Below are 24,077 nucleotides of genomic sequence, written 5' to 3' on the forward strand. Positions count from 1 at the left end.
AACATGGAGCTTTCACAGTGGCCGAACTGAACAGCGTGATCGCCTTCTATGACGAACGGATGCTGGGCCATGAACCGGATATCGAGGTGCCCTTCCTGCCGGGGCGCATGGACAAGCGAGTCCGCTCACTGTTGTCGGGGCTGGGGGTGCCCTGGAAGTATCCGGAACACCCTGCCCGGCTCACCGCCATCCGGCACTTGCTGGAACTCGAACCGGTCCCCGGAGTGACCTTCGAGACCGGCATGCCGGCAACTCGCGAGCAGCTAGGGCGCGTCCACACCAGCTCCTACCTGGACAGCATCTTCGAGCTGCGCGGCAAGAGCGCCTGGCTGGACGTGGATACCACGGCCGTATCACCCGGCAGCGTCGAGGCCGCCGAGGTAGCCGCCGGCACGGCGATCGCCGCCGTCGAGGCGGTGGTAATGGGGCGAGCCGAGAGCAGCTTCGCGCTGGTCAGGCCCCCCGGCCACCACGCCGAACCGGTGCGCGCCCGCGGCTTCTGCCTGTTCAACAACGTGGCGGTAGCCGCCGCCCATGCCCAGGCGGCGCTAGGCTGCCAGCGGGTCATGATCATCGATTGGGATGCCCATCACGGCAACGGCACCCAGGACATCTTCTGGGCGGATCCGGATGTGCTGTTCTTCGATATCCACCGTGCTTCTCCCTTCTACCCCGGCACGGGAAGTCTCGAGGAGGTCGGCGTGGGCCTTGGGGATGGCGCCATCATCAATGTTCCCCTACCTGCCGATGCCGGCGACGCCGCCTTCCTCAAGGCCTTCCGTGAGATTCTGGTACCGGCGGCCGAGTGGTTCCGACCCGACCTGATCCTGGTCTCTACAGGGTTCGACCCCCACAGCCATGACCTGTCGCTGAATGTCTCCTATGACGGCTTTGCCGCCATGACCGGCATCCTGCAGAGTCTGGCACGCCAGCAGTGCGGGGGAAGGCTGGTCTTCGTGCTGGAAGGCGGCTACAACCTGATATCGCTGGCGCGCGGCGTCAGATCGGTGCTCAAGGTGCTGGCCGGCGACGAACCACCGGAACCCGGCTTGCGCGGCCTTGCCGAAGTGGAGGCCGCGGCGGCCTTCCATCGTAGTGCCTTCGTCACCGAAACGGACGCTTCGGCTGTTTCACTCGACGCCGACCAAGACAGGCGATAAAGCGCGACAGGAGCCAAACAGCCTCATGTCCCACCTTTGTGACTCCTGTGACTCCAACTCGGGCCGGAAATGCCATCCTGCGGCATGCCGCTTGCGAACAAGGTTATTTGACCTCGACCTTGCGGCGATTGGCTTTCTTGCGCTTGGGCAAGGAGAGCTCCAAGACACCGCTCTTGAAGCTGGCCTCCACCTTGATACAGGTCAGCCGGCAACGCGTCAGACGCGGGCGCCACACCGCGCTACTCGCCGATATCCTCGTGCCACAGCTCGGGAGAGGCCGCGATGAAGCCCTCCATCAGCGCGATGCACTCGGGGTCCTGCAGCACCTCGACCTCGACCCCACGCTCCCTCAGCAACGCTTCCTCGCCCTGGAAGGTGCGGTTCTCGCCGATCACCACCTTGGGGATGCCGTAGAGCAGGATGGCGCCGCTGCACATCGGACAGGGCGAGAGGGTGGTATAGAGGATGCTGTCACGGTAGGTCTCACCCGGGTGGCGCCCGGCGTTCTCCAGGGCATCCATCTCGCCGTGCAGCACCGCGCTGCCCAGCTGCACACGACGGTTGTGGCCGCGGCCGATGATGACCCCGCGATGCACCAGCACCGAGCCGATAGGAATGCCACCCTCCTCGAGGCTGTGGCGGGCCTCCTCGAACGCGGCGTGCATGAAACGGTCCATTCGCTGACTCCCTGCTGCGTGACGGTGTGACCTAGCCTACGCTGCCCTCGCCCGAGCTTGCCAGCAGAGAGGCCCAGCCAGTCCCGCTCGCCCTCGCACAGCACCTGAGTGCCTCGAGAGGCCAGTGGGTTGCCATAGCCAACGCAACCCCGCGATTCAACCTGTCCGGAGCCGAGCTACAAGCCCACACCGAACAGCGCCTGCGCCAGGTGGCCAGTGAGGAAGGCCAGCCCCGCCGCGGCGCCGCCGATCAGCAGGGTCCTCAGCCCCGACTTCAGCACCGGCTGCTGGTAGACCAGGCTCTTGCCCATGCCGATCAGGAAGAACATCAGCCCGGCCACCGCCAGGCTCGCCAGGAACTGCCGGGTGGTATCCAGCCCGGGGATCGCATAGGGCAGCAGCGGCATGACGCCCACCACCAGGAAGGCGAGGAAGGTAGCCAGCGCCGAGCGCAGCGGGCTCAATCCCACGGTCTGCAGGCCATGTTCCTCGGAGACCATGGTCTCCACCCACACCTCGCGGTCGCTGCAGATGGTCTCCACCACCCGCTCCAGGGTCTCGCCGGTAAAGCCCTTGCGCTGGAAGATCTGGCGGATCTCCTCGCGCTCGCCCTCAGGTACCTCGTCGATATGGTGGTTCTCGCTGCGACGCACCCCCTCGACATGCTCGCGCTGGGCCTGGATCGCCTCGTAGTTGCTGACCGCCATGCTGAAGCCATCCGCCAGCAGGTTGGCAACACCCAGCACCAGCGCAACGGTGGAAGAGAACCCCGCGCCGAAGGCCCCGGAGACCACGGCGAAGGTGGTCACGCAGCCGTCGATGCCGCCGAGGATGGCATCGGGCAGATGCCGGAGCCGTGAAGGGGCACGTAGCCGCCGTTCGATCACCTCCGGGCGATGCTCGTGCTCCAGCGCCTCCCGCCGCCGGTCGTTCATGGCTCACCTCGCTGCCTCATTCATGATGCTTCCAGCTTGGCACAGCCGACATTCTCACGCTCCCGAGACACGACACGCTTGACGGACGGGTAACCGGCGGCCACAGAATAGGGCACCCCCCTGAGGAGTCCGCCCATGTCCCTGTTGAACGCCATCCTGGCCGTTGCCCTCTCCGCGGCCCCCTGGCTGCTGCTGGGGCTGGTGATGGCCGGGCTGATCAAGGCCCTGGTCTCCGAAGCCCTGCTCCAGCGCTGGGTGGGGGGCCAGGGGCTGGGTAGCATCGCCCGCGCGGCGGTGATCGGCGCTCCTCTGCCGCTCTGCTCCTGCGGAGCCATCCCCACGGCGCTGGCCATGTATCGCGGCGGCGCCTCGCGCGGCCCGGCCACCGCCTTCCTGATCGGCACCCCGGGCATCGGCGTGGATTCCATGGCCATCACCTATGCCCTGCTCGGTCCCTTCATGGCCGTGGCCCGGGCGACGAGCGCGGTTCTCACCGCCATCGTCACCGGCCTGCTGGTAGGCCGCACCGTTGCAAGCAGCGAGCCGGCCAGCGGCGCGCCACGGGACGAGCCCGACTGCGATAGTTGCTGCAGCAGCGGTTGTGACGAGGCGCAGGACGCCCCTGCCGAGACTGCTGAGGCAGGGCTCACCGGCCGACTGGCCGGCGGGCTGCGCTATGCCTTCACCGATATCCTCGACGATATCAGCCTCTGGCTGCTGGTGGGCCTGCTGGTCGCCGGCGGCCTGATCGCCCTGGTGCCGCCACAGCAGCTCGCCGAGCTGGGCAGCGGCCTGGGGGCCATGCTGATCATGGCGGTGATCGGGATACCGCTGTACATGTGCGCCACCGCCGCCACGCCCATCGCCGCCGGCCTGCTGCTGGCCGGTGTCTCGCCTGGCACCGTGCTGGTCTTCCTGATCGCCGCACCGGTCACCAGCCTGGCCACCCTGGGCGTGTTTCGCCGCGAGATGGGCAACCATGGCCTGGTGGCCTATCTCGTCGGTATCATGGTGAGTGCGGTGCTGCTGGGACTGGGCGTGGATGCCGTGGCAAGCTGGTGGAAACTCGACATTACCCGCCAGATCGAGGAAGTAGGCGAGCTGCTACCGGCATGGATCGAATGGCTGGGGCTGATCGTGCTGACGGGCCTTGCCGTGAAGCCGCTGCGCCGCAAGCTCGCCGACCACCTGCCCCACCCCGCCTGATCTTGCCGCCTCGACTGGCCATCAGCGTGTGAACCCGCCGGGCCCCAAGGTGTCGAGAGAGAGGCAATCAAAGGAGACTACATGACGGATCGCCTACCCCATCCCCGTATTCTGGTCTTTGCCGGCAGCAGCCGTACCGGCTCGTACAACAAGGCGTTGGCGCGCCTGGCTGCCGAGCGCATCGAGCAGCTGGGTGGCCGGCCCACCTTCATCGACCTGCGCGACCACCCCATGCCGCTCTACGATGGCGACCTGGAGGCCGAGCAGGGATTGCCGGAAAATGCCCTGGTGCTGCGTCGCGGCCTGGCCGACCATGATGGGCTGCTGATCGCCTCGCCGGAGTACAATGGCTTCATAACCCCGCTGCTCAAGAACACCCTGGACTGGCTGACCCGCCCCCACGAGGGCGAGAGCGGCCTCGCACTGTTCGAGGGCAAGCTGGCCGCGCTGGTGTCTGCCTCGCCCGGCGGGCTGGGCGGCATCCGCAGCCTGGCGCTGGCCCGCCAGCTGCTAGCCAACATTGGTGTGACGGTGCTGCCCGACCAGCTCGCCGTAGCCCGCGCCGCGGATGCCTTCGACGAGGACGGCCAACTGCGAGACGAGAAACAGAGGGAAAAGCTGGACGCCATCTGCCGGCGGCTGATCGACAGCCTGCACCGGCTGCACGGCTGACCACGGCAAAGAGCGGCCCATGCCGACAGGAACACAACGACTCTGGCGCAGCCGGATTAAAAACAGCCTGCAGACCCTGCTGATCATGGGAGGGCTGGCACTGGTGCTGGCGGTGCCCGGCTATCTGCTGGCCGGCGGCTTGGGGATCGTGGTGAGTCTGGGCATCGTGGTGGCCGTGGCCCTCGCCGGTAGCTGGGTACCGGCCCGTTACGTGCTCGCCGAGGCCGGAGCTGGCCTGCTCGACCGTCACCAGGCGCCTAAGCTCTACCGGCTGCTCGAAACCCTCTACCAACGTGCCGGCCTCACCCAACCCCCACAGCTATTCTATGCCCCCTCGCCGGACCTCAACGCCTTTGCCGTGGGCACCCGCGACGATGGCGGCATCGCCGTCACCGACGGCCTGCTGCGCACCCTGACGCTGCGCCAGCTGACCGGCGTACTGGCCCACGAGGTGAGTCACTTACGTCATGGTGATACACGAGTGATGTCCATGGCCGCGGCCATGACTCGCCTGACCCTGTGGCTGACCACGGTGCTGCAGATCAGTCTGCTGCTGATGGTGCCAATGATTCTGGCCGGTGACGTTCGACTACCCTGGGGACTGCTGCTGGTGGTAGCCTTATCACCCAGCTTGAGCACCCTGCTTCAGCTAGCCCTCTCCCGCAACCGCGAGTACACCGCCGATCTGGATGCCGTGGCCCTGACAGGCGATCCTGAAGGGCTGGCCTCGGCGCTGAACGTGCTGGAACGCTACCAAGGGCGCTGGCTAGCCACGCTGTTCGGCCGCCACCCGCCGGCGGGGCTCGACTGGCTGAAAACCCATCCGCCGACAGACGAGCGCGTTCGCCGGCTGATGAGCGTCGACGAGACCCCGGAACCCTCCCTGCATCATCCTCTCGATGATCAGGGCCAGGCGCCTGCAGAAGTCATCAGACGCCCGGGCCCCATGGGCCGGCGCTACTGGATGCGCCGCCGACGCTGAGGCGCCTTCCCCCTTCTTTTCAGTGATTCTTACTGACTATTTCCCATCGACTACTTCCTGACAACGACCAGAACGAGCGAGAAAGAACATCATGAGTGATACGCAAAAGCCCTGGAACAGCCCCATGCCCAACCCGCAGTTCGACCTGATGCGGCGCATCCTGTCGGCACCCAGCCCGGTAGGGCTCGAGGCCGCCATGACCTACGGCGTGCTCAAGCCCCACTTCGAGAGCTTCGCTCCCGCGGACTGGCAACTGCAGCAGTTCATGGGCCACGCCGGCGTGGTGCTGGACACCCACCCGGGCCGCGACGACCTCTTCAAGGTGATGATCATCGGTCATGCCGACAAGATTCGCATGCAGGTCCGCTCGATCAGTGAAGACGGCAAGATCTGGATCAATACCGACTCCTTCCTGCCAGGCGTGCTGATCGGCCACGAGGTCACGCTGTTCAGCGAGGACCCCAAGGCGCCCGGCAGCTACCGGCGCATCGAGGGCGGCACCGTGGAAGCGCTGGGCGCCATCCACTTTTCCGACCCCGAACAGCGCTCGGGCGACAAGGGCATCAAGAAGGAGCAGATCTACCTCGACCTGCAGATCCACGGCGAGAACAAGAAGCAGCAGGTGGAGAACCTGGGCGTGCGAACTGGGGATTCGATCATCCTCAACCGGCCCATCCGCCCAGGCTTCAGCCCGGACACCTTCTACGGCGCCTACCTGGACAACGGCCTGGGTTGCTTCGCCACCGCCGAGGTCGCCAGGCTGATTGCCGAGGCGGGCGGCACCAAGCAGGTGCGCGTGCTATTCACCATCGCCAGCTACGAGGAGATCGGCCGCTACGGCAGCCGCGTGATGGCCGGTGAGCTGCAGCCCGACGCCATCATCGCAGTGGACGTGAACCACGACTATGTCGCCGCACCGGGGATCGGCGATAGGCGCATGCAGCCGCTGGAAATGGGCAAGGGATTCACCATGTCGGTGGGCGCCATCGCCAGCGAACAGCTCAACCGAATCGTCGAGACCGCTGCCCGGGAACATGGCATCCCCATGCAACGCGACATCGTCGGGGTGGACACCGGCACAGACGGCATGGCCGGGGTGCTCGCCGCCGTGGACTGCGCCGCGACCTCTATCGGTTTCCCGATCCGCAACATGCACACCATCTCCGAGACCGGCTACACCAAGGACGTGATCGCGGCAATCCATGCCATCACCCATACCGTGCAGGCGCTGGATGCCCTGCCGGACCCGCACCGGGAGTTCCGCGACAACCATCCGCGTCTGGACCAGGCCGGGCCGCTGACGCACCAGGGAAGCGACAAGCCCGAAACGAAGGAAAAGTAACCCCGCACCCGCGAGTGAACGCCTCCAGCAGGGCGGGCCTTGAGGCCCGCCCTGCGGCGTTTGGGCAGCGCTAGCCGAGCGAAGCGAGTGCCTCTGCCAACACTGGCGCCATGGCGATGGCATTGCTCTCGTGCGCGATGCAGTCGGTGCTCCAGACCTTGTCGACGCCGGCCGACTGGATCACCGCCAGGGCATCGCCGGCAAACAACGCGTGGGTGATCGCCACGTCCACGGACGCCGCACCAGCAGCAAGCAGCGCCTCGGCGGCACGGGCGAGCGTGTGACCGGAGCTTGCCACGTCATCCATCAGCACCACCTGACGGCCGACCACCTCGAGAGCCGGCAGTTCGACCTGCACGTTACGGTCGCCGTTACGGGTCTTGCGACAGGTGCCGGCCTCGAAGCCGGTGATCTCGGCCGCCTGGCGGACCCACTGCCCAGCCTCCTCGTCCGGCCCCATCAGCAGCGGCGCATGGCGTTTCTCGGCAATCAGCTCGGCCAGGCGCGGCGCGCCGGAGAGCGCGATGGCGTGCTCAAGGGGGATCGCCTGGTCGAGGCGCTCGATGCGGTGCAGGTGCGGGTCAACGGTGATCACGGCGTCGAACAGGTCGGCGAGAAAGCCGCCGACGATGGTCTGGCTGACGATCTCGCCGGGGTGGAAGGCGATGTCCTGGCGCATGTAGGCGAGATAGGGCGCGACCAGCACCAGGCGCCTGGCGCCCTGCCGGCGCGCGTGTCGCGCCAGCAGCAGCAGCTCGATCAGCTTGTCGTTGGGCCGGTCGAGGCTGCGATAGAGCACCAGGGTATCGGGGAACGCGCCGTTCTCGGCAACGGGCAGGCGCAGCTTGAGCTCCTCGTCGGGGAAACGGTGGCGCTCCACCGCCTGGGCGGGCAGATCCGCCGCCTCGGCGAGGCGCCTCGCGGGCGCCTCTTCGTCGGGAAAATACACCAGTGCGCGCGTCATCGAACCTCCCTGGTCAGAACTCGACGTTGAGCCTTACGATCTCGTCGGGCCGGCCGATGGCGATGCCGGGATCCCGCTCGGTGGACTGATGGGCGAAGGTCAGCTCGTTGCGATAGGCGGCATGCACGCGATAGAGCGGCTGCCCCCTGGTGACCGGGTCACCGATGCGCCTGAGCAGATCGACCCCCGCGCCGGCCGCCTTGGGGGCACCGGCCAGGCGGGCGATGCGCGCCAGCTTGAGGTTGTTGATCCCGGTGACCACGCCGTCCGCCACGGCCAGCACCTCGAAGCTGTGGGGGGCCAGCGGCGGGCTGTCCGGGTTGAAGGGCCTGGCGCCCTGGGCCTCGATGATCGCCTGCATCTTCTCGGCCGCGCGGCCGTCGTCGAGGATGTCGCGGGCGATGCCGAAGCCGGCCCCACCGCGCACGTCCGGGTCGAACTCCAGCATCCGCCCAGCCAGGCGTAGTGCCTTCAGGCGCAGGTCCATGGGTGCCTCGGGGTGATTGGTAAGCACGCGCATCACGTCGCGGGCCTCCAGCACGGGGCCGATGCCGTGCCCCACCGGCTGGCTGCCGTCGGTGATCACCACGTCCAGCGTCAGCCCCATGCATCCGGCCACGAACTCGAACAGCCGGCGCAGCTGTCGTGCCTCGGGCATGGAACGCACCTTGGCGTTGGGCCCCACGGGGAGATCGAGCAGCAGGTGGCTGGAACCGGCGGCCACCTTCTTGGAGAGGATGGAGGCAACCATCTGGCCCGGCGAATCGATGGAGAGCGGGCGCTCAACCGAGATCAGCACATCGTCGGCCGGCGAGAGCTCGCTGGTGCCGCCCCACGCCAGGCAGCCACGATGGGTGCGCACGATGTCGCCCAGCACGTCGAAGGGCAGGTCGACATTGGCCAGCACCTCCATGGTATCGGCGGTGCCTGAGGGCGAGGTGATGGCCCGCGACGAGGTCTTGGGGCACAGCAGGCCGTGGGCCGCAACGATTGGCACCACAAGCATCGAGGTGCGATTCCCCGGGATGCCACCGATGCAGTGCTTGTCGACGACCGGATGCTCGTGCCAGTCGAGGCGGCGCCCCACCCGGCTCATGGCATCGCTGAGGTAGAAGACCTCCTCGCGGTCGAGCTCGCCGCGATCGCAGGCCACCACGAAAGCCGTCAGCTCGATCTTGGAATAGCGAAGCTCAGCAATGTCGCGGATGATGTGCAGGAAGTCTTCCCGGGAGAGCCGCTCGCCGGCGAGCTTGCGATGCAGGGCGGGAATCGAGGCCGGGGGCTCCGCCTGGGAGACGCTCACCGGATGGCCCTCCGCCACATCCAGTGCCTCGAAGGCATCCTCGGAGAGGCCGAGCTGCTCAGCATCAACGATGGCGGCATCATCTACCACGTTGAGGCTCGCCAGGATGCGCTGACCGTTGGCGCGGATCTCCACCTTGGAGAGCGCCTGGAAGCCCTCGGCGCGATAGAGGTCGCACTCGCGATGCAGGTAGGCCACGTTCTCGCGGTAGGTATCGATCCCGACCCGCTTGAGCGAGAGCGGCGAGAGGGTATCGTCCAAGGCTTCCGGCCGGGTGGCATCGGGGGTCGTCATGACGGTCTTCCTTGCAGCGAACGCCAGTCTGTTGGGCCACGCGACCCGCGAGTGACGATTTCCCTCATCCTAGCAGCGCCCCGCAGGAGGGTCATTCGGGCATGCGCCCCTCTCGCGCCAGGCGCCGGCGCACCCAACGATCGTAATACCAGCGAAGGGCTTCCTTGAGCCCCGGCAGGCCGATCAGCCAGGCCAGGGGCTTGAGGCGCGGCACCCGACGCATCAACAGGATATAGGCATCGATGCCCTCGCGGATGCGCCCGCCCTCCTCTTCCACGTGCAGGGAGAGCAGCGCCGACTGGGGGTCGACGCCCTTCTCGCGCAGTGTCTCCTGGTGCGCGTTCACATCGCACCACGCCACCTGGTCACCGGCCTCACCCGCCCAGCGTTCGTAGCGGGCGCGATCCCGCCGGCAGATGGGGCAGGCACCGTCATAGTAGACCTTCAGCGGTGGTAGATCGGACATCGGGCTTCTCCTTACGACATTGGCCTACCGCGGCAGACTCGTCTCGGCCACCAGGGTTCATTGCGTAGCGACAGAACGCCTTGGCCCCTTGCCAGAGCAGCGGCTTCTCGGCTGTGCCAAGAAAACAGCCTGACACATCGCGGCCACGCTGGCGCGCCAGGCCAAGGAAGCGTTCCAGAGGCGCCTGCCGACATGCCCGAGCCACAACCGCTTGGCGCAGTAGAGGAGGAAGACTTTAAGCAACGGGCGAGGAGCAATTCGCCGAGCCGGCACCATCAAACCGAGTTCGAGGCGCAGCGAGCGCTCACTTCGCCTCCCCATCACGCCAACAAGGCCTCGGGCGAACAAGTTCGCACCTTGAAGATCCTGATGATCTCGGGCGTCTACCTGCCGAGGGTGAGCGGCGCCTCCACCTTCCTCATCAGCTTCTGCAGTGTCCTGGAGCGACTGGGCCACTCGGTGACGCTGATCTACCCGGCTATCCAGTGGGTCAGACGGACAGGCCGGTGGTACCCACGCATTGGCTCCGCCACCGAGGCCTTGGTGTTCGCCTCGCGCACCGAAACACAGAAGCTGATGCTGCTCGAGGCTCTGGCGCTAGGCACGCCGCGCAATGGCACGAGGACATTTAGGCGTCAAGGGTAGTGGCCATCTAACGGAACTGCTTTGGATTGTAGCCCGACGCCATAACATCTCGGATTACTCAGAAAAAAACCGGACAAGGCTCGGCAACTCACTAAAAACTGACTGTATTCGGCCAAAAGCATTAATTCGCATGAGCTGATATAGCGCAGAGCGCAGCGGCGTACCGTCAGGGACGTCCGCTGGCAGGCTTACCAGCTTGGAAAAGACTTAAGGAACCGCTGAACAATTCGACTCTGGCCGGCTCAAGCGCCCAGCGCGGCAAATTTGACGCCTCAGCGGTTGTTTTCTGACCACCTCAGGTGGCCTGTCTGGCCTGGCAACCGGGTTATCCGGCTGCCAGGCCAGATTCAAGACACACTACCCCCGTCAATTCGTCCTTCACATCGTTTCGCCAGCACCAGGTTGGCCAGAGCAAACAGGCTGAACAGCTGTGCCTCGTTCTTGGCCAGCCCCTTATAGCGCACCTTTCGGTAGCCAAACAGATTCTTGATGACGTGGAACGGATGCTCGACTTTGGCACGCATGCTGGACTTGGTCTTCTCGATCTTCAGCAGCAGCTCTTTCATCGGGCTGTCTTCCATCTTCTTGATGGCGCCGCGCTTGGCAGCGATACAGCAGCGAGAATCCTCGACGTTATTGTCTTCACCAAGGCGCTTGCCCATCCCGATGTAGCCGGCATCGGCGTGGACCCGCTTATCCGCCTCTCGCACCAGGTGCTCCGCCATCGTGACATCTGCCACGTTGGCCGAGGTGCCCACGACGGTATGCGCCAGTCCGGTCACCGCATCGACACCGATATGGGCCTTCATGCCGAAGTACCATTGATTCCCTTTTCGGGTCTGCTTCATCTCGGGGTCACGCTGCTTGGCCTTGTTCTTGGTGGACGGCGCGGCGGCAATGATGGTGGCATCGACAATGGTGCCCTCGCGCATGAACAGCCCCTGGTCAGCCAGGCTGGCGTTGATCTCCTCGAAGATCCGTTGGGTCAGGGCATGTTTCTCGAGAAGGTGGCGGAACCGCAGTAGCGTCGTGGCGTCAGGCACGCTTTCGATCGCCAGGTCGATACCGACGAAGTCGCGCATGGCCTGGCTATCGTAGATGGCATCCTCCAGCGCCTCATCGGCAAGCGCATACCACTGCTGAAGGAAGTAGATACGCAGCATCCGTTCCAAGCCAATGGGCGGACGACCCCGCTTGCCCGCCGAGTTCGGGAAGTAAGACGGCGACAGCGCCTCGATCAGGCGTTGCCATGGCACCAAGGCATCCATCTCGGCCAGGAACCGCTCCCGGCGGGTGACCTTCTTCTTGTTCTGGTGCTCAGCCTGGGCAAACGAGATCTGCTTCATCGGATAGCTCGTATCAGGCAGCGACAAGGAGAGTGCCATTTTACCCCGCCAGGCGCGCTCAGGCAGCTCCAGCGGGATTTATGCAGCGTTTCCTTAATGACATTATTCGGCATGATTGCCATGGATGACCTATGCCAGTTCATCATGTTGCTCCTGTAAAGCCTGAAGAATAAACAGCGATTTCCTAATCAGGTTCCTCGCTAAGGTGCGGATCGAAGACCCCAGCGACCGTTAAACTTACCACCATGATATAAATTGTTTCTTACCCGCCGAATGTGAGAGAGGAGAATCTGAGGAGAACGTTCTTCGAGTGTTCACGACCTGCCAAGACAGAACCTGGTCTTTCAAGATCTGCTTCTTTGGCGGGTGGGCAAAGAGATAATATGATGGCGTCTTGTAATTACTCCCGTTCGGTTCGTCTAGAACCAAGCCACCAATTTCGTTCGAGAACCTATCCCATTCAGGTTCAGCTTGACCGCCTACTCCGCTACGCGCGTATTGCATCGCTTTCAGAGCATATTCGTATTGGGCGAAAAGCTTGAAAAAGCAAAATGCCAAATTATCGAGACCCTCAGGCATGCTCTCACCTTTTGGGAAGTTATCGATGTGTGTCCACTGGAGTGGTGGAGGTCCACCGTCCGATGCTTGCTGTTGATAGGTGCACGCATTATTAGTATATCTTCTGTTCACCTTCGCTCTTCCCGCCGAGGCCAATCTTCTGGAATCAGAGCGAACCCACCGCGCCACCTCTCCACGACGCCGCTCTGGTACCATTCTTCGTTGATGTCGGCGTGCTCGGTCACGATGACTTGGAAGCCCGGGGAAATGCCGGCGACCACGTCAAAGACGAAACGGAACATCCGTGACACGGCATGCCGATCATCCTCCCCGATCATGGCCATCGATCCGTCTACATCCTTCTCAGGCGGGAACTCGACTTCGACGGCTGATCCAAGAAAAGAAACCGTGGCACCGGCCGGTCGCGCTGCGTGAACCACTCGTGCAGCGCGAGACGTCGATGAGATGATAGCCGACCCAGTTCTCACCGCTCCCGATACGGTCCATGGGGACAGGGCCGTCTGCAGTATCGGCAACAATGGTCAGCTTCTTGATGTCGAGCCGTAACGGATACTTCGAATGCTCGAGATCCAGCTCGCGCGCCCAGTCTGTCATGCGACATCCGAGGATCGAGGTGATCGACTCGATGCGCTCCTTCACCCGTTCGTTGCTAAGCTCTTCTTCGAGCGCGGCGCATTGGCTCCGAAGCAGCTCGGCCTGCTCCTCTAGCTTCTTCGAGTCTGGCAGTTCGGGCAAGCTCTCCAGGTAGAGCGACACCCTGCCAAGGATGAGCGCACGCTTCGCTGCGTCATCGCGGAGGTCCTGAAGCTGCTCGCTGGAACGTCGGACGGCCTCCATCTCGGCGCGGTTCTTTGCCAGCTCAGCATGAACGCCTTGAAGTCGTCCCTCGATCTCGGCGATGGCCTTTTCCACCTGGGGCGAGCTCAGTGACTGACTCAAGCCGCGTAGAGACGTCGGTCAGTGCCGTCCGCAGGGCCTCCACACCAGGAATTGACGCAGAACCACCCAGGGACTGTGAGCACAGGGGACATGCGTGCCCTGGCTCCTGTCCCTCGAAGATGCCGATGGAGACAAGCCGCGCGCGCTGTTCATTGGCCTCACGGGAGAAGCCCTTCTCATCACGTTCAAACGCCCGGGCGGCCCCGATCTCGTCTCGTAGCCGTCTCTGTTGCTCAAGCAGCTGATTTCGCTCGTCGCTCAACCGCGTGTACTCGGTGTTCGCCTCAGTGGAAGGTGATGCCGCTGCGGCCGTTCAACCGGTACCTTGGATACATCCTGCAACGCTAAGACTGTGTCTTCCCAGGTCTGTGCGATGGCAGCAGTTAGGCCGGCGTCTCTCGCCTGAGCGCAGCAGCGTCGCGGCCTTGCTGATGCCATCACCTTGCAGGCTCGCAGCTCGGAGTCTCTGGCGGTCCACGGCACGTAGCCGCTCCCGAAGGCGCCTCAGCTGCTCACGCTTTCGAACGTACTCATCGTCAACCGCACCAAGGAAGTAGGGGAGAACGTCCTTCAAGCCTTGGGCCACGAAGTTGTCAGCAGCGCCATGGAAGAGCTGCTGGCGCCGAATGATCTCGTCCTGAGGCTGAAAGCAGAATGAGATGGCATGCCTGACCGTGGCCGAAAGCGGAGTCCGAATCTGACCCGCCGGAGGCTCGTGGATGTTGTCGCTGATCCCGGACAAGTTCGACAGCAGGCTGACAAGCCCCTTGGTATTCGTGGTCTGTCTGAGCGCGTTCGCTGCAGGGGTGGAGACTTCATCGCGGAGCTCGACGAAGCAATCTTCACTGGATTGGGCTCGCGGGTCTGGGCATCGACGGGCTATGAATGCCTGCCCCCTGTCGAGCTGGAGGCGAACACCGAACCACGACACGCAGCGACGAATCGGCCCTTCGGGGATCTCTACACTGGCTGGCACCAAAGCAGTAGTCGACAATGTCGACGAGTCGCAGACTTCCCAGTCTCAGATGCCCGTAACAACGTTCACGCGCCCAGGCTGAAGAGGTAGCTCGCGCGCCCTCCCGTCGTGGCTGAACACGACAATTCCGAGGATCTGTACGCTCATGGCCGCACTCCTATTAGGGCAAGAACCGTCGCGGCAGCGCCAGCATGAGCGAACCACTTGCCCACGAATTCAGCCTTCTTCACGGTCTCCCGCACTTCGTCGCTCGAACCACGCAGCGACTTGCGAACCGACTTTCTCCAGCCGTCTACGCCGACCACCTGACCCTCGTAGATCGAGAAGAGACCGTGAACACCCCCGAACAAGAGTGCTTCCTTAGTGAACTCAGCGAGAAGCTGTGCGCGGGAAGCTATTCGCCCACGAGCAAGCGCGTCGCCCTCCAGCCACGTTGCCAAGGACGTTCGGGTATCTCGCGGCAACGCTTCGCGCGTGCGGCGATCCAGCACGAGCGGCAGAACGAGGAAGGCCTCCTCAAACGCGAGGGCGGTTGCGCCAAACGAAGCGTGCCCTCGTGTAGCATGCCAGAGGAGGTTCGCGCAGTAGCCCCGATTACGAGCGTTCGTTCTTCACGCGACCTCTCGTTCCAAGCCGTCATGCTGCGCCCTCCTCCCCGGCGAGCAGGTGAGCCAATCGATCACGAAACTCGGGATGCCAACCGACTCGGAGCTCATCGGCCAGCATATGCAGTGATCCGCGGCAAACAAACGGCTCAGTCACGCTGGGGCGAATGAGTACGGATGCCAGTTCCGCCCATTTGAGAACGGAGCGAGCGGCCTCTTCTTTGGCCTGATCTGTCGGCCGTCCCGAGTTCATCGCGCATACCTTCGAAGACGAGATCCCACTCTTCGATCAGCCGCTTCTCGTATCTGCGCAGATCTAGGCCAACAACGAGTTCGTCCCGGAGCCAGCGAGACCGTTGCTCAAAGGCACGATAGTAGTCGCGGATGGCAGCTGCTACGCGTCGCTTCCCCGCCTTGATGAGGTCAAGCTGGTTGAACGAAGTTCGAATTTTCGTGGGCCGCCCGCGTTGCCTCGTCGAGGTTGAACTCGATCAGGTCGTCATCGATTGGCAATGACTCCTGTTTGAAGCCCTCGCGCGAGATCGGACATTTGAGCTTCGACCTCGACGGAACCGATCCGGTCGCCGTTCGTGCTGCTGAGTTGGTCCAGTACTCGCCGAAGCCACCAGCCCTCGAGGCGGTCGAGGAAGGCCGCGTGATGTTCCTTGTCGACGGCCCGGGAACCTCTCGCCGAAGCTCACCGATCAAGGTCATTGACGGTCGGAGCCACGTCCAAAACAGTGACGCGCGCCAGCGATGCAGCGCGCTGTGCCGGAGAAGAGCTTCCAAGTAGACCGCGTACGCTGGCTTGTTGGCAGCGCTACTCGAAGACTGGGCCGTCGCATCGAGCCGAGTCAACGCGGCCTGCACGTCTCGGTTGCTTCCTCGCAAGTAGGATGCGGCACTGCCGTCCGACGCTTCACCGGTAGTGACCAGGCACAGGCTGGCTGTGGAGGGAACCTGTCCAGAGGCTGTCTCCTCGAACCAAATCCTAAGGGTCTTCCAGAGATCTGTGCTGGCATCCGTTAAAGATGCTGCGACGTTCCGGTGGTGCTTGGTCTGCAGAAGTTCGCGAGGATCGCCGCCGACGCTCTCGAATGCGACGTCATCTAACGTTTCGATTCCTACAAGAAAGTCGGGCTCAGATTTCAGCCGTTTCAAGGTCCATAGGAGCGCCGAACGGACCTGATACAGGTAGCCTAATGCGGGATCTACAGCCGCAAACTGGTTTGGCTTGGCATCCGTCATTAGGTCTCGCTCGCGTTCATGTTCAACTCGTACCTAATAAGTATAGACGGCGCGCGCATGTGCTGACTAGCGCGCAGGCAGGCTCAACAGTGTTTTATAGGACGCTACAACCTCTCCAACCCATTGTCACCATGGCCGCTTTGGGTCGAAAGGAGCCATGCAGTCTTCCTTCGCGCTGCAAGCAGCGCTCCTACGAAAACTGTGGCGAAAATCGCGGCCAAGGGCGGATTTCACGCTGCCCTGCTCGGGGCCGGTGTCTGGTGGCTGCATTCCGTTTTTCTCTACTGCCTGGCCTCTTATGGCTCTATGGTAGACGCAACGTTCTAATATTGCCCGGCGGATCGCGCGTATCCGCGGCAAACGTCGACGATCACCTACACGATGTAGGCCAACGGATACATCCTGCCGTCGTTATGGCCGCCAAGGTAGCAGCATGGGCAGCGGCGCAGGCGGGTGGAGCGGTAGCAACACCCTTGAGAAGGCATCGGCCTCGAGAGAGCGAGCTCGTGGCAACAGGCGCTACCAGGAAGAAAGGGATCGGCAGAGACAGGATCGCCCATCCGCGGCGGGATGGGCGATGCGAAGACACGGCAAGCGGGTCGGGCGTCAGCTAGGACGCGGTGGGAGGCCACCGACACCGGCACGCTGATGCTCCCGTGCCCACTTCAAGGTGGCGGTCGCCGTCCAGGCGCTCGCCGCCGATCCAGTGGGTCAGGGTCTGCATGTCGCGTCCTTGTGCTTCAGACTTCACGGCCGAGCAGCGCCTCGTTGAAGGGGTAGCGAGAGAGCTTCTCGACGCCGGTGTCCGTGATCAGCACCTCCTCCTCGAGCTTGACGCCGTCGGCGGCGCCCACCTCGCCGATGTAGCTCTCCACCGAAACCACCATGCCGGGTTCGAGCACACCGTCCGAGGAGAAACGGTCGAAGTCCATGTGGTGGGCCACCAGCGGCGTCTCGCCGTGCATGCCCACGCCGTGGATGATCGAGGGGTAGCGGCGGTCCAGAAAGCGCTCGGGGATCTTCCAGGCCTGTTCGGCGATCTCGCGATAGCTCATGCCCGGCTTGAGGATGCCCATGTTGTGGTGCACCTGGTCATAGGCCATGCGGTAGATCTCGCGCTGGTAGGCGCTGGGTTTGCCCGGGCCGACGTGGAAGGTGCGCGAGAAGTCGGAGTAGTAGCCGTGGCAACCGATGGTGTCGGTGTCCAGCGCCACCAGCTCGCCGGGGCGAATCTTGCGGTCGCTGGCTTCATGGAACCAGGGGTTGGTGCGCGGCCCGGAATTGAGCAGGCGGGTCTCGATGAACTCGCCGCCACCGCGGATCACCTCGCCATACATGATGGCGAACAGCTCGTTCTCGGTGACGCCGGGCTTGATCGCTGCCTCCACCTCGGCCACCGAGGCCTCGCTTGCCGCCATGGACTGGGCCAGGCAGGCGATCTCCTCGGGGGTCTTGATGCGCCGGCAGTGCAGTGTGTCCTGCATGCAGTCGAAGACCTCCAGGCCCTGGGCCTCCAGCGAGCGGGCCAGGTTGAGCGCACAGCGATCCAGGCCAACCTTCTTGTTGCCGCGGCCGTGTTCCTGGACCAGCTCGGCGATCTCCACGCCGAAGGGGTCCGAGGAGAGGTTGTCGCGCTGGTTCACCGCCGACCACACCACCTTGGAGGTGCGCGACTCGTCGATGGTCTCCAGCCAGGTGGAGATGTGCGCGCTGCCCGGATACTCGAAGAGGATGATCGGGCCTTCCAGCGGCACATAGACGTAGCGCGTGGAGTTGCGCAGGAAGTAGCCGAACATGTTGCGCGAGCCGGTGGCGTAGCGCTGGTTGTTGGGGTCGAACAGCACCAGGGCGGCGTAGCCCTGCTCGGCCATCATGGCGCGCAGGCGTTCCAGGCGCCCGGCGCGCAGCTGCACAGGATCGAAGGCGGTGGGAATGCTGTCGCCGTTTGCCATCGGCGCAGACGGCACGACCGGAATCTGGTCCGGTTCGCTGTCGGTCAGTTTCTCTGACTCTACGATGCTCATGGGGTCTCTCGTTGTGTCGTCGGGGCGATGGCCGCCTGCATGCGCGGCCATCGGCAAGGGAAGTGGGAGACGGCGTCGAGGCTCAGTCGGCCAGGCTGTCCGAGCGGTTCATGCCCTCATCGAGCAGCCGCTCGTGGATCGGCGCCATGCGACCGAAGATGTTCCTGGCGCGCTCGGGGCGGCCGATGAAGCCCGGCTCCTTGGCATAGGCGAAGATCACGGTGTGGCGCTCCTTGTCGCCCTCCACCGGGGTGACCCGGTGCAGCGAGTAGCGGCCGAAGAACACCTGCAGATCGCCGGGCTGGAGATCGAGGCTCTTGAGGCGCGAGCGGTCGCCGTCGATCACCTTCTCCACCTCCGCGAAGTTCTCGCCCTCGGGGCTGCGGATGCCCGGGGCATACTCGAAGCGGCCGCCGCCATGGGACTGGCGGGTCATCATGGTGACGATGAACTCGTTGGTGTCGTAGTGCCACGGATGCTGGCAGCCCTCGCGCAGCACGTTGACCACCAGGTCGGCCAGCGGGTCAGCGTACTGGTGGATCTCCTCCATGCCCACCACGGCGCCGATGAAGCGCTGGAAACCGGGATGCTCGTAGACCTGGCGGATGATGGTGTCGCGGCCGATGCGGTCGCCGGCGACGAAGCCGTTGGTGCGGTCATCGAAGCGGTTCACCGGATGGTGGGCCGGTTTCTCGGGGTCACCGGCACTGTTGTAGGGGTTCGTCTCGGTCTGGTTGTAGTGCGCTTCCGGCGAGAGGCGCTCGGTCTCGCGCTCGAGCCGCGCCAGGGCCTCCTCGGGAACGAAGTTCTTGAGCACCACGCAGCCGTCCTCGTCGAGTTGGCGGCGGCAATGCTCGATCAGGGTGCGGCCGGCGTCGCCGTCCAGGTCATCAACGGGGTAGCGGGCCAGGTCAATGAGGCCATCGAGGGTGTTGGTCGTCTGGACGTCAGCGGTTGCCTGCATGGCTATCCTGCTCCTGAGTGTTTCGGGATGTGGTGGACAGCATAGTGGCGTCCCATTCATAATAAAAATGAATGATTGAGATGAAACCAATTTCAAGAGCTCATTGTTCATGGATACAGTGCTACTTCGCACCTTCGTCACCGTGGCCGAGTGCCAAGGCTTCAGCGCCGCTGGCAAGGTACTGCATCGCACCCAGTCGGCGGTAAGCCTGCAGATCAAGCGTCTCGAGGACCAGATGGGCCAGGCGCTGCTGGAGCGCACCAGCCGCAGCGTATTGCTGACCGCCCCGGGGGAGCGCCTGCTGCCCTATGCCCGCCACATGCTCAAGCTCGAGGACGAGGCCCGCGGGGCCCTGGGCGACCTGCAGCGCGGTGAGCGGATCCGCTTCGCCACCTCCGAGGAGCAGGCCGCCGCCTACCTGCCCGCCCTGCTGCCCCGCTACGCCGAGCGCTTCCCCGATACGCGCCTGGAGATTCACTGCGACATGAGCGCCAGCCTGGTGAAGCGTTTCCAGGAGGGCCTGCTCGACGTCGTACTGTCGATCCGCCATCTGCCGACCCAGTCGGGCCATCTGCTCGGCTGGGAGCCAATGGTGTGGGTGGTGGCCGAGGGCGTCTCACCGGCCGATTGGGCGACGCTGCCCCTGGCGCTCAACCCCGAAGGCTGCATCTTTCGCGCCCATGCCCTCTCGGCCCTGGGTCGCGAGGAGCGACGCTGGGATGTTCATTATTCCAGCCAGTCGCCCACCGGCATCAACCTGCCGGTCCAGGCGGGCCTGGCGATGACGGTAAAGACGCCGCGTAGCATTCCCGAGGGTTGTCGCATCGTTAGCGAAACGGAGGGCCTGCCGCCGCTGGGCCAGGTGGAGATTGAACTGCACCGCCGTCCGGGACACACCAGCGAGGCTTTGGAAGCGTTCTGCGAGGAATTGGAACACCTGGTAATCGACCACGATAACGTGGCCGCCCCGGACCAGGGAGAGGTCGCGACCTGAGCCGGAGGGCTAAACGCCGCGGGCCCGCGTCGAGGATGACGCGGGCCCGCTTGCTCTTGCCTTTGGAGGGCAAGGGAACGCCGCCCGGTTCAGTCGCGTTGGTAGGTACCTACCAGGCGGTTCATGCCGAGCAGATGGGGCTCGATCTGCTTGAGCAGTTCCGGCAGCGACAGGCCCTCTGGCAGGTCAGTGGCCTTGTCCAGCGCCAGCACCCAGAAGTAGTAACGATGGACGCCATGACCTTCCGGCGGCATGGGGCCACCGTAGCCCTTCTTGCCCATGTCGTTGAGCCCCGCCGCGCCCTGGCCGCTGTTCTCGTCAAGCGTGGTGGTGGACGCCGGCAGGTTGTAAAGCACCCAGTGCACGAAGCCGTAGCTGCCGTTCTGCACCAGGGGGGCGTCCGGGTCGTGGCAGATCACCGCGAAGCCCTTGGTGCCCTCCGGGGCGCCCTGCCAGGAAAGCGCGGGTGAGATGTCTTCCCCCTCACCGGTGTATTTCGTCGGAATGGCGCCCTCCGCCGCAAAGGCGGAGCTTTCCAGCTGCATGGTCGAGAGTGCAAAGGCCATGGTAATCAACCTCCCTGGGTATCCAAGATGTTGAGGATGTCAAAGACAGTGAAGAAGTCTGCGCTTGGGCGTAACGGTGCGATTGTGCCGGCTCAGCGTCGGAGAAAGCCCGATGCCTGTCAACGTCACCTGCCCATGGCATGATGGCCGCACGCCACGAATTCAACCCGGGAGACCGCCATGCCTCGCCTGCTGATCGTCGCTCACGCCCCCTCGGCCAATACCCTCAAACTCCGCGAGGCCGCCGAACGCGGCGCCCAACACCCTGACATCGAGGGCGTCGAGGTCACCGTCAAGGCACCGCTGGAGGCAGGCCCGGACGACGTGCTGGCCTGCGACGCCATCCTGCTCGGCACTACCGAGAACCTGGGTTACATGAGCGGTGCCTTGAAGGATTTCTTCGACCGCAGCTACTACCCGGTACTGGAAGAGAAGCAGGGCCTGCCCTGCGCGCTCTATATTCGCGCCGGCCGCGACGGCACCGGCACTCGCCGAGCGGTGGAGGGGATCGTCACCGGGCTGTGCTGGAAATGGGCGCAGGAACCGCTGACCCTGCGCGGCGAGTGGCAGGACGCCTTTGCCGACCAGGTGGAAGAGCTGGGCATGGCAGTGGCGGCGGGATTGGAGGCCGGCGTGATCTAACTTTATACGTTTATATTCTTTCGATAGCTCCTTCCGGCTCTCGAGCACCTGCTATACCTCAAGAGTGGCCGTGTATGCGCAAGCATGCTCGGTCTGTCTCGATGCCGCATCGATTGATCGCGCGACGACACGACAACGTCAAAAAGAACACAAAAATTCAAACTGTCGGCCAGAAATGATGTGAAGTCTTCCCACCTTCGGCTTCCCTCCAGTCTCTCCTTGGTTCTGGTATGCCTCTGGTCGACTCACTGATGCGAGGTGAGTCATGAAACCAACCGCAAGGCTGCTAGCCGTCGGAGTGGCCAGCCTGTTCCTCTGGAACCCATTGTCAGCCCAGGCTGACGACCCGCTCGTCATTGCCACTGCCAGCCCCTCCGGCGTCTACCATGTGGTCGGTCGCGCGCTGTGCAGAGTTGTCGAGACGCCCTGCCGGGCCCAGCCAAGTAACGGCTCCAGTGCCAACCTGCGGCCCTGCGAAGTGGCGAAATGAAGCTGGCCATTGTCCAGTCGGACCTTCAGCACTATGCCACCCAGGGCATCGAGGGATTCCGCAAGGATGGGCCAGACGAAGGCCTTCGCGCGGTGTTCTCGCTGCACAGCGAACCTTTCACCCTGGTAGTGCGCCGCGACTCCGGAATCCAGAGCTTCAACAACCTGCAGCAACGCTCGGTTAACATCGGCAATCCGGGCTCCGGGCAACGCAGCACCATGCTGAGGTTGATGGATGCCCGAGGCTGGAGCCGCAGTGACTTCCGTCTGATTCATGACCTGCCGGTCGACCAGCAGTCTATGGAGCTCTGCCACGGCAACATCGATGCCATGGTCTACACCGTGGGCCACCCCAATGCCTCGGTGGCCCAGGCCATCCGGCTGTGCAATGCCGCAATCGTCGACGTGCAGGGCGAGTTCGTCGACCTGCTGGTGAACGCTTACCCCTATTTCACGCGAGCCTCGATTCCCGGTGGGCTCTACGGCCCGGACCAGCCGGCGGTGCGCACCTTCGGGGTCAAGGCTACCCTGGTCGCCACGGCAGACACCGATCCCGACCTGGTCTACCAGCTGGTCGCGAGCGTCTTCGCTGATTTCTTGCGCTTCAAGGCGACTCATCCGGCCCTCGGCCAACTGACGGCCCAGACGATGATCCGTGACGGGCTCAGCGCCCCCTCCATGAGGGCGCGCTGCGCTACTACCGCGAACAGGGATGGATCGAGGCGGAAGGCATGGTGCACGAACGCAACGAGCAGCGCCGCCTGGCCGCGCGCGGCGCGACAGTGCTTGACTGAACACCGCGCGTGCAACGCAGAACGGCACCCCGAGGGGTGCCGTTCTGCTTATTACCGCGAGGATGATCAGACCGAGCGTGTCACTGAGGCGTTCAAAAACCGTGGCCACGCCCTGCCCCATGCCAATGCACATGGTCGCCAGGCCCAGGGTGGTATCACGCTCCTGCATCACGTTGAGCAGGGTAGTGATGATGCGCGCACCGGAGCAGCCCAATGGATGGCCCAGCGCAATGGCACCACCATGGAGATTGACCTTGTCGTCCATGTCGTCGTGCAGGCCCAGATCCTTGAGCACCGGCAACGACTGGGCGGCAAAGGCCTCGTTGAGCTCCACGGTCTGGATGTCGTCGATGGTCAGGCCTGCCGTCTTCAGCGCCTTCTTCGAGGCCGGCACCGGGCCGTAGCCCATTATGGAGGCATCACAGCCGGCCACGCCGGTGGAGAGCACCCGGGCGATGGGCTCGAGGCCCAGTGCCCTGGCATGCTCGTAGCTCATTACTGCCATGCCGGCCGCCCCCACCGAGAGCGCCGAGGACGTGCCGGCGGTCACGGTGCCACCGCGGGGATCGAAGGCCGGCTTGAGCTCGGCCATTTTTTCCAGGCTGGCATCATCACGAATTACCTCGTCGCGGTCGACCCGGACCCGGAAACCGTTGGCGTCATGACCCTCGATGCCGATGATCTCTCGGTCGAAGCCGCCGTTCTCCATCGCCGCCTGGGCACGCTGATGCGACCGCACGCCGAAGGCGTCCTGATCCTGGCGCGAGATGCCGTGCATCTTGCCTAGCAGCTCGGCGGTCAGCCCCATCATCATGGCGGCCTTGGCCACGTGCTTGCTGGCCGCGGGGTTGACGTCGACGCCGTGGGTCATGCCCACGTGCTCCATGTGCTCCACGCCGCCGACGATATAGAACTCACCCATGCCGGCCCGGATGTTGGCGGCGGCGATATGCAGCGCACTCATCGACGAGCCGCACAGGCGGTTGACCGTCTGGGCCGGCACGCTGTGGGGGATGCCGGTAAGGATCGCGGCATTGCGAGCAACGTTCATGCCCTGCTCGAGGGTCTGGTTGACGCAGCCCCAGATCACGTCGTCGACCTCGGTCGGGTCGAGCCCTGGGTTGCGGTCGAACAGCGCCTGCATCACGGCGGCGGAGAGGTTTTCAGCGCGCACGTGGCGGAAGGCGCCCTGCCTTGCCTTGGCCATGGCGGAACGGGCACAGTCGACCACCACCACGTCTCTCGGATTCAAGCTCATCGATAAC

The 24,077-nt window shown here is 64.1% G+C and carries 23 protein-coding genes and 4 pseudogenes; 9 read left to right on the forward strand and 18 right to left on the reverse strand.

Translation table 11 applies throughout. The annotated features are described in order from the left end of the window. The first annotated feature begins 17 nt into the window (after positions 1-17). Positions 18-1,160 (forward strand): histone deacetylase, encoded by a 1,143-nt coding sequence (locus tag U5L98_RS13055; protein WP_322558711.1) that lies wholly within the window; start codon positions 18-20, stop codon positions 1,158-1,160. A 103-nt stretch (positions 1,161-1,263) separates the two neighbouring features. On the opposite strand, the gene U5L98_RS13060 is transcribed toward U5L98_RS13055, so the two are convergent. The 3 genes from U5L98_RS13060 to U5L98_RS13070 form a co-directional block, all read right to left on the reverse strand. Further along, positions 1,264-1,395 carry a hypothetical protein gene (locus U5L98_RS13060; RefSeq protein ID WP_322558712.1) on the reverse strand — a complete coding sequence of 44 codons (132 nt, stop codon included), beginning with the start codon at positions 1,393-1,395 and terminating at the stop codon, positions 1,264-1,266. Positions 1,396-1,399: 4 nt separating this feature from the next. Next, positions 1,400-1,837 carry a nucleoside deaminase gene (locus U5L98_RS13065; RefSeq protein ID WP_322558713.1) on the reverse strand — a complete coding sequence of 146 codons (438 nt, stop codon included), beginning with the start codon at positions 1,835-1,837 and terminating at the stop codon, positions 1,400-1,402. A 176-nt stretch (positions 1,838-2,013) separates the two neighbouring features. Then, complete coding sequence (locus U5L98_RS13070) at positions 2,014-2,772, reverse strand: VIT1/CCC1 transporter family protein (protein ID WP_322558714.1); 759 nt, start codon at positions 2,770-2,772, stop codon at positions 2,014-2,016. Positions 2,773-2,907: 135 nt separating this feature from the next. Here U5L98_RS13070 and U5L98_RS13075 point away from each other — a divergent pair, with 135 nt between their 5' ends. The 4 genes from U5L98_RS13075 to U5L98_RS13090 all read left to right on the forward strand — a co-directional run bounded on the left by U5L98_RS13075 (position 2,908) and on the right by U5L98_RS13090 (position 6,974). Further along, positions 2,908-3,978, forward strand: a complete 1,071-nt coding sequence (locus U5L98_RS13075) for an SO_0444 family Cu/Zn efflux transporter (protein WP_322558715.1) — start codon at positions 2,908-2,910, stop codon at positions 3,976-3,978. Positions 3,979-4,059: 81 nt separating this feature from the next. Then, positions 4,060-4,650 (forward strand): NAD(P)H-dependent oxidoreductase, encoded by a 591-nt coding sequence (locus tag U5L98_RS13080; RefSeq protein ID WP_322558716.1) that lies wholly within the window; start codon positions 4,060-4,062, stop codon positions 4,648-4,650. A 19-nt stretch (positions 4,651-4,669) separates the two neighbouring features. Then, positions 4,670-5,632 (forward strand): zinc metalloprotease HtpX, encoded by a 963-nt coding sequence (locus U5L98_RS13085; RefSeq protein WP_322558717.1) that lies wholly within the window; start codon positions 4,670-4,672, stop codon positions 5,630-5,632. 91 nt (positions 5,633-5,723) lie between these two features. Then, positions 5,724-6,974 carry a M20/M25/M40 family metallo-hydrolase gene (locus U5L98_RS13090; RefSeq protein WP_322558718.1) on the forward strand — a complete coding sequence of 417 codons (1,251 nt, stop codon included), beginning with the start codon at positions 5,724-5,726 and terminating at the stop codon, positions 6,972-6,974. A gap of 70 nt (positions 6,975-7,044) precedes the next feature. Here U5L98_RS13090 and U5L98_RS13095 read toward each other — a convergent pair whose 3' ends face one another. The 3 genes from U5L98_RS13095 to U5L98_RS13105 all read right to left on the reverse strand — a co-directional run bounded on the left by U5L98_RS13095 (position 7,045) and on the right by U5L98_RS13105 (position 10,001). Then, entirely contained in the window at positions 7,045-7,938 is an 894-nt protein-coding gene (locus tag U5L98_RS13095; protein ID WP_322558719.1) for a ribose-phosphate diphosphokinase, read from the reverse strand. A gap of 13 nt (positions 7,939-7,951) precedes the next feature. Next, positions 7,952-9,535, reverse strand: a complete 1,584-nt coding sequence (locus U5L98_RS13100; RefSeq protein WP_322558720.1) for a thymidine phosphorylase family protein — start codon at positions 9,533-9,535, stop codon at positions 7,952-7,954. Positions 9,536-9,626: 91 nt separating this feature from the next. After that, entirely contained in the window at positions 9,627-10,001 is a 375-nt protein-coding gene (locus tag U5L98_RS13105; RefSeq protein WP_322558721.1) for a DUF393 domain-containing protein, read from the reverse strand. 192 nt (positions 10,002-10,193) lie between these two features. Here U5L98_RS13105 and U5L98_RS13110 point away from each other — a divergent pair, with 192 nt between their 5' ends. Continuing rightward, positions 10,194-10,646, forward strand: coding sequence for a hypothetical protein (locus U5L98_RS13110; RefSeq protein WP_322558722.1), 453 nt, complete (start codon positions 10,194-10,196; stop codon positions 10,644-10,646). A gap of 347 nt (positions 10,647-10,993) precedes the next feature. On the opposite strand, the gene U5L98_RS13115 is transcribed toward U5L98_RS13110, so the two are convergent. From U5L98_RS13115 to U5L98_RS13140, 10 genes and pseudogenes are all read right to left on the reverse strand, one after another. Next, the gene (locus U5L98_RS13115; protein ID WP_322558723.1) at positions 10,994-11,992 is read right to left on the reverse strand and encodes an IS5 family transposase; all 999 of its coding nucleotides are present in this window, start codon (positions 11,990-11,992) and stop codon (positions 10,994-10,996) included. A 686-nt stretch (positions 11,993-12,678) separates the two neighbouring features. Beyond that, entirely contained in the window at positions 12,679-12,894 is a 216-nt protein-coding gene (locus tag U5L98_RS13120) for a DUF3732 domain-containing protein (RefSeq protein WP_322558724.1), read from the reverse strand. 8 nt (positions 12,895-12,902) lie between these two features. After that, positions 12,903-13,031, reverse strand: coding sequence for a DUF3732 domain-containing protein (locus U5L98_RS19025; RefSeq protein WP_416208260.1), 129 nt, complete (start codon positions 13,029-13,031; stop codon positions 12,903-12,905). Continuing rightward, a pseudogene (locus U5L98_RS13125) lies at positions 13,022-13,408 on the reverse strand (DUF3732 domain-containing protein); the annotation flags it as partial. The pseudogene U5L98_RS13125 and the gene U5L98_RS19025, both read right to left, overlap by 10 nt. A gap of 1,221 nt (positions 13,409-14,629) precedes the next feature. Then, positions 14,630-15,079, reverse strand: a pseudogene (locus tag U5L98_RS19030) (three component ABC system middle component); the annotation flags it as partial. 43 nt (positions 15,080-15,122) lie between these two features. Further along, positions 15,123-15,344: an ABC-three component system protein gene (locus tag U5L98_RS19035; protein ID WP_416208245.1), complete on the reverse strand. Its 222-nt coding sequence runs from the start codon at positions 15,342-15,344 to the stop codon at positions 15,123-15,125. Further along, positions 15,241-15,540 (reverse strand): ABC-three component system protein, encoded by a 300-nt coding sequence (locus U5L98_RS19040; protein WP_416208261.1) that lies wholly within the window; start codon positions 15,538-15,540, stop codon positions 15,241-15,243. The genes U5L98_RS19035 and U5L98_RS19040 overlap by 104 nt, the downstream gene beginning before the upstream one ends. Further along, positions 15,515-16,339, reverse strand: coding sequence for a hypothetical protein (locus U5L98_RS13130; protein WP_322558726.1), 825 nt, complete (start codon positions 16,337-16,339; stop codon positions 15,515-15,517). Before U5L98_RS13130 ends, U5L98_RS19040 begins: the two co-directional genes overlap by 26 nt. A gap of 740 nt (positions 16,340-17,079) precedes the next feature. Further along, complete coding sequence (locus tag U5L98_RS13135) at positions 17,080-18,363, reverse strand: Xaa-Pro peptidase family protein (RefSeq protein ID WP_322558727.1); 1,284 nt, start codon at positions 18,361-18,363, stop codon at positions 17,080-17,082. An 82-nt stretch (positions 18,364-18,445) separates the two neighbouring features. Continuing rightward, positions 18,446-19,327 carry a hypothetical protein gene (locus tag U5L98_RS13140; RefSeq protein WP_322558728.1) on the reverse strand — a complete coding sequence of 294 codons (882 nt, stop codon included), beginning with the start codon at positions 19,325-19,327 and terminating at the stop codon, positions 18,446-18,448. 109 nt (positions 19,328-19,436) lie between these two features. Here U5L98_RS13140 and U5L98_RS13145 point away from each other — a divergent pair, with 109 nt between their 5' ends. Beyond that, a complete protein-coding gene (locus tag U5L98_RS13145) occupies positions 19,437-20,321 on the forward strand; it encodes a LysR family transcriptional regulator (protein WP_322558729.1) in 885 nt (294 codons plus the stop codon). An 89-nt stretch (positions 20,322-20,410) separates the two neighbouring features. On the opposite strand, the gene U5L98_RS13150 is transcribed toward U5L98_RS13145, so the two are convergent. Next, positions 20,411-20,887: a YbhB/YbcL family Raf kinase inhibitor-like protein gene (locus tag U5L98_RS13150; RefSeq protein ID WP_322558730.1), complete on the reverse strand. Its 477-nt coding sequence runs from the start codon at positions 20,885-20,887 to the stop codon at positions 20,411-20,413. 180 nt (positions 20,888-21,067) lie between these two features. Here U5L98_RS13150 and U5L98_RS13155 point away from each other — a divergent pair, with 180 nt between their 5' ends. Together U5L98_RS13155 and U5L98_RS19045 are read left to right on the forward strand one after the other, a co-directional pair. Then, positions 21,068-21,529, forward strand: a complete 462-nt coding sequence (locus tag U5L98_RS13155) for a flavodoxin family protein (RefSeq protein WP_322558731.1) — start codon at positions 21,068-21,070, stop codon at positions 21,527-21,529. A 486-nt stretch (positions 21,530-22,015) separates the two neighbouring features. Then, positions 22,016-22,633, forward strand: a pseudogene (locus U5L98_RS19045) (TAXI family TRAP transporter solute-binding subunit); the annotation flags it as partial. A gap of 264 nt (positions 22,634-22,897) precedes the next feature. Here the strand turns inward: U5L98_RS19045 and fadA are convergent. Beyond that, positions 22,898-24,070, reverse strand: a pseudogene (gene fadA / locus U5L98_RS13160) (acetyl-CoA C-acyltransferase FadA); the annotation flags it as partial. Positions 24,071-24,077 lie beyond the last annotated feature (7 nt).

This window comes from Halomonas sp., from assembly GCF_034520545.1.
In the GTDB taxonomy this organism is placed as follows: Bacteria; Pseudomonadota; Gammaproteobacteria; order Pseudomonadales; family Halomonadaceae; genus Halomonas.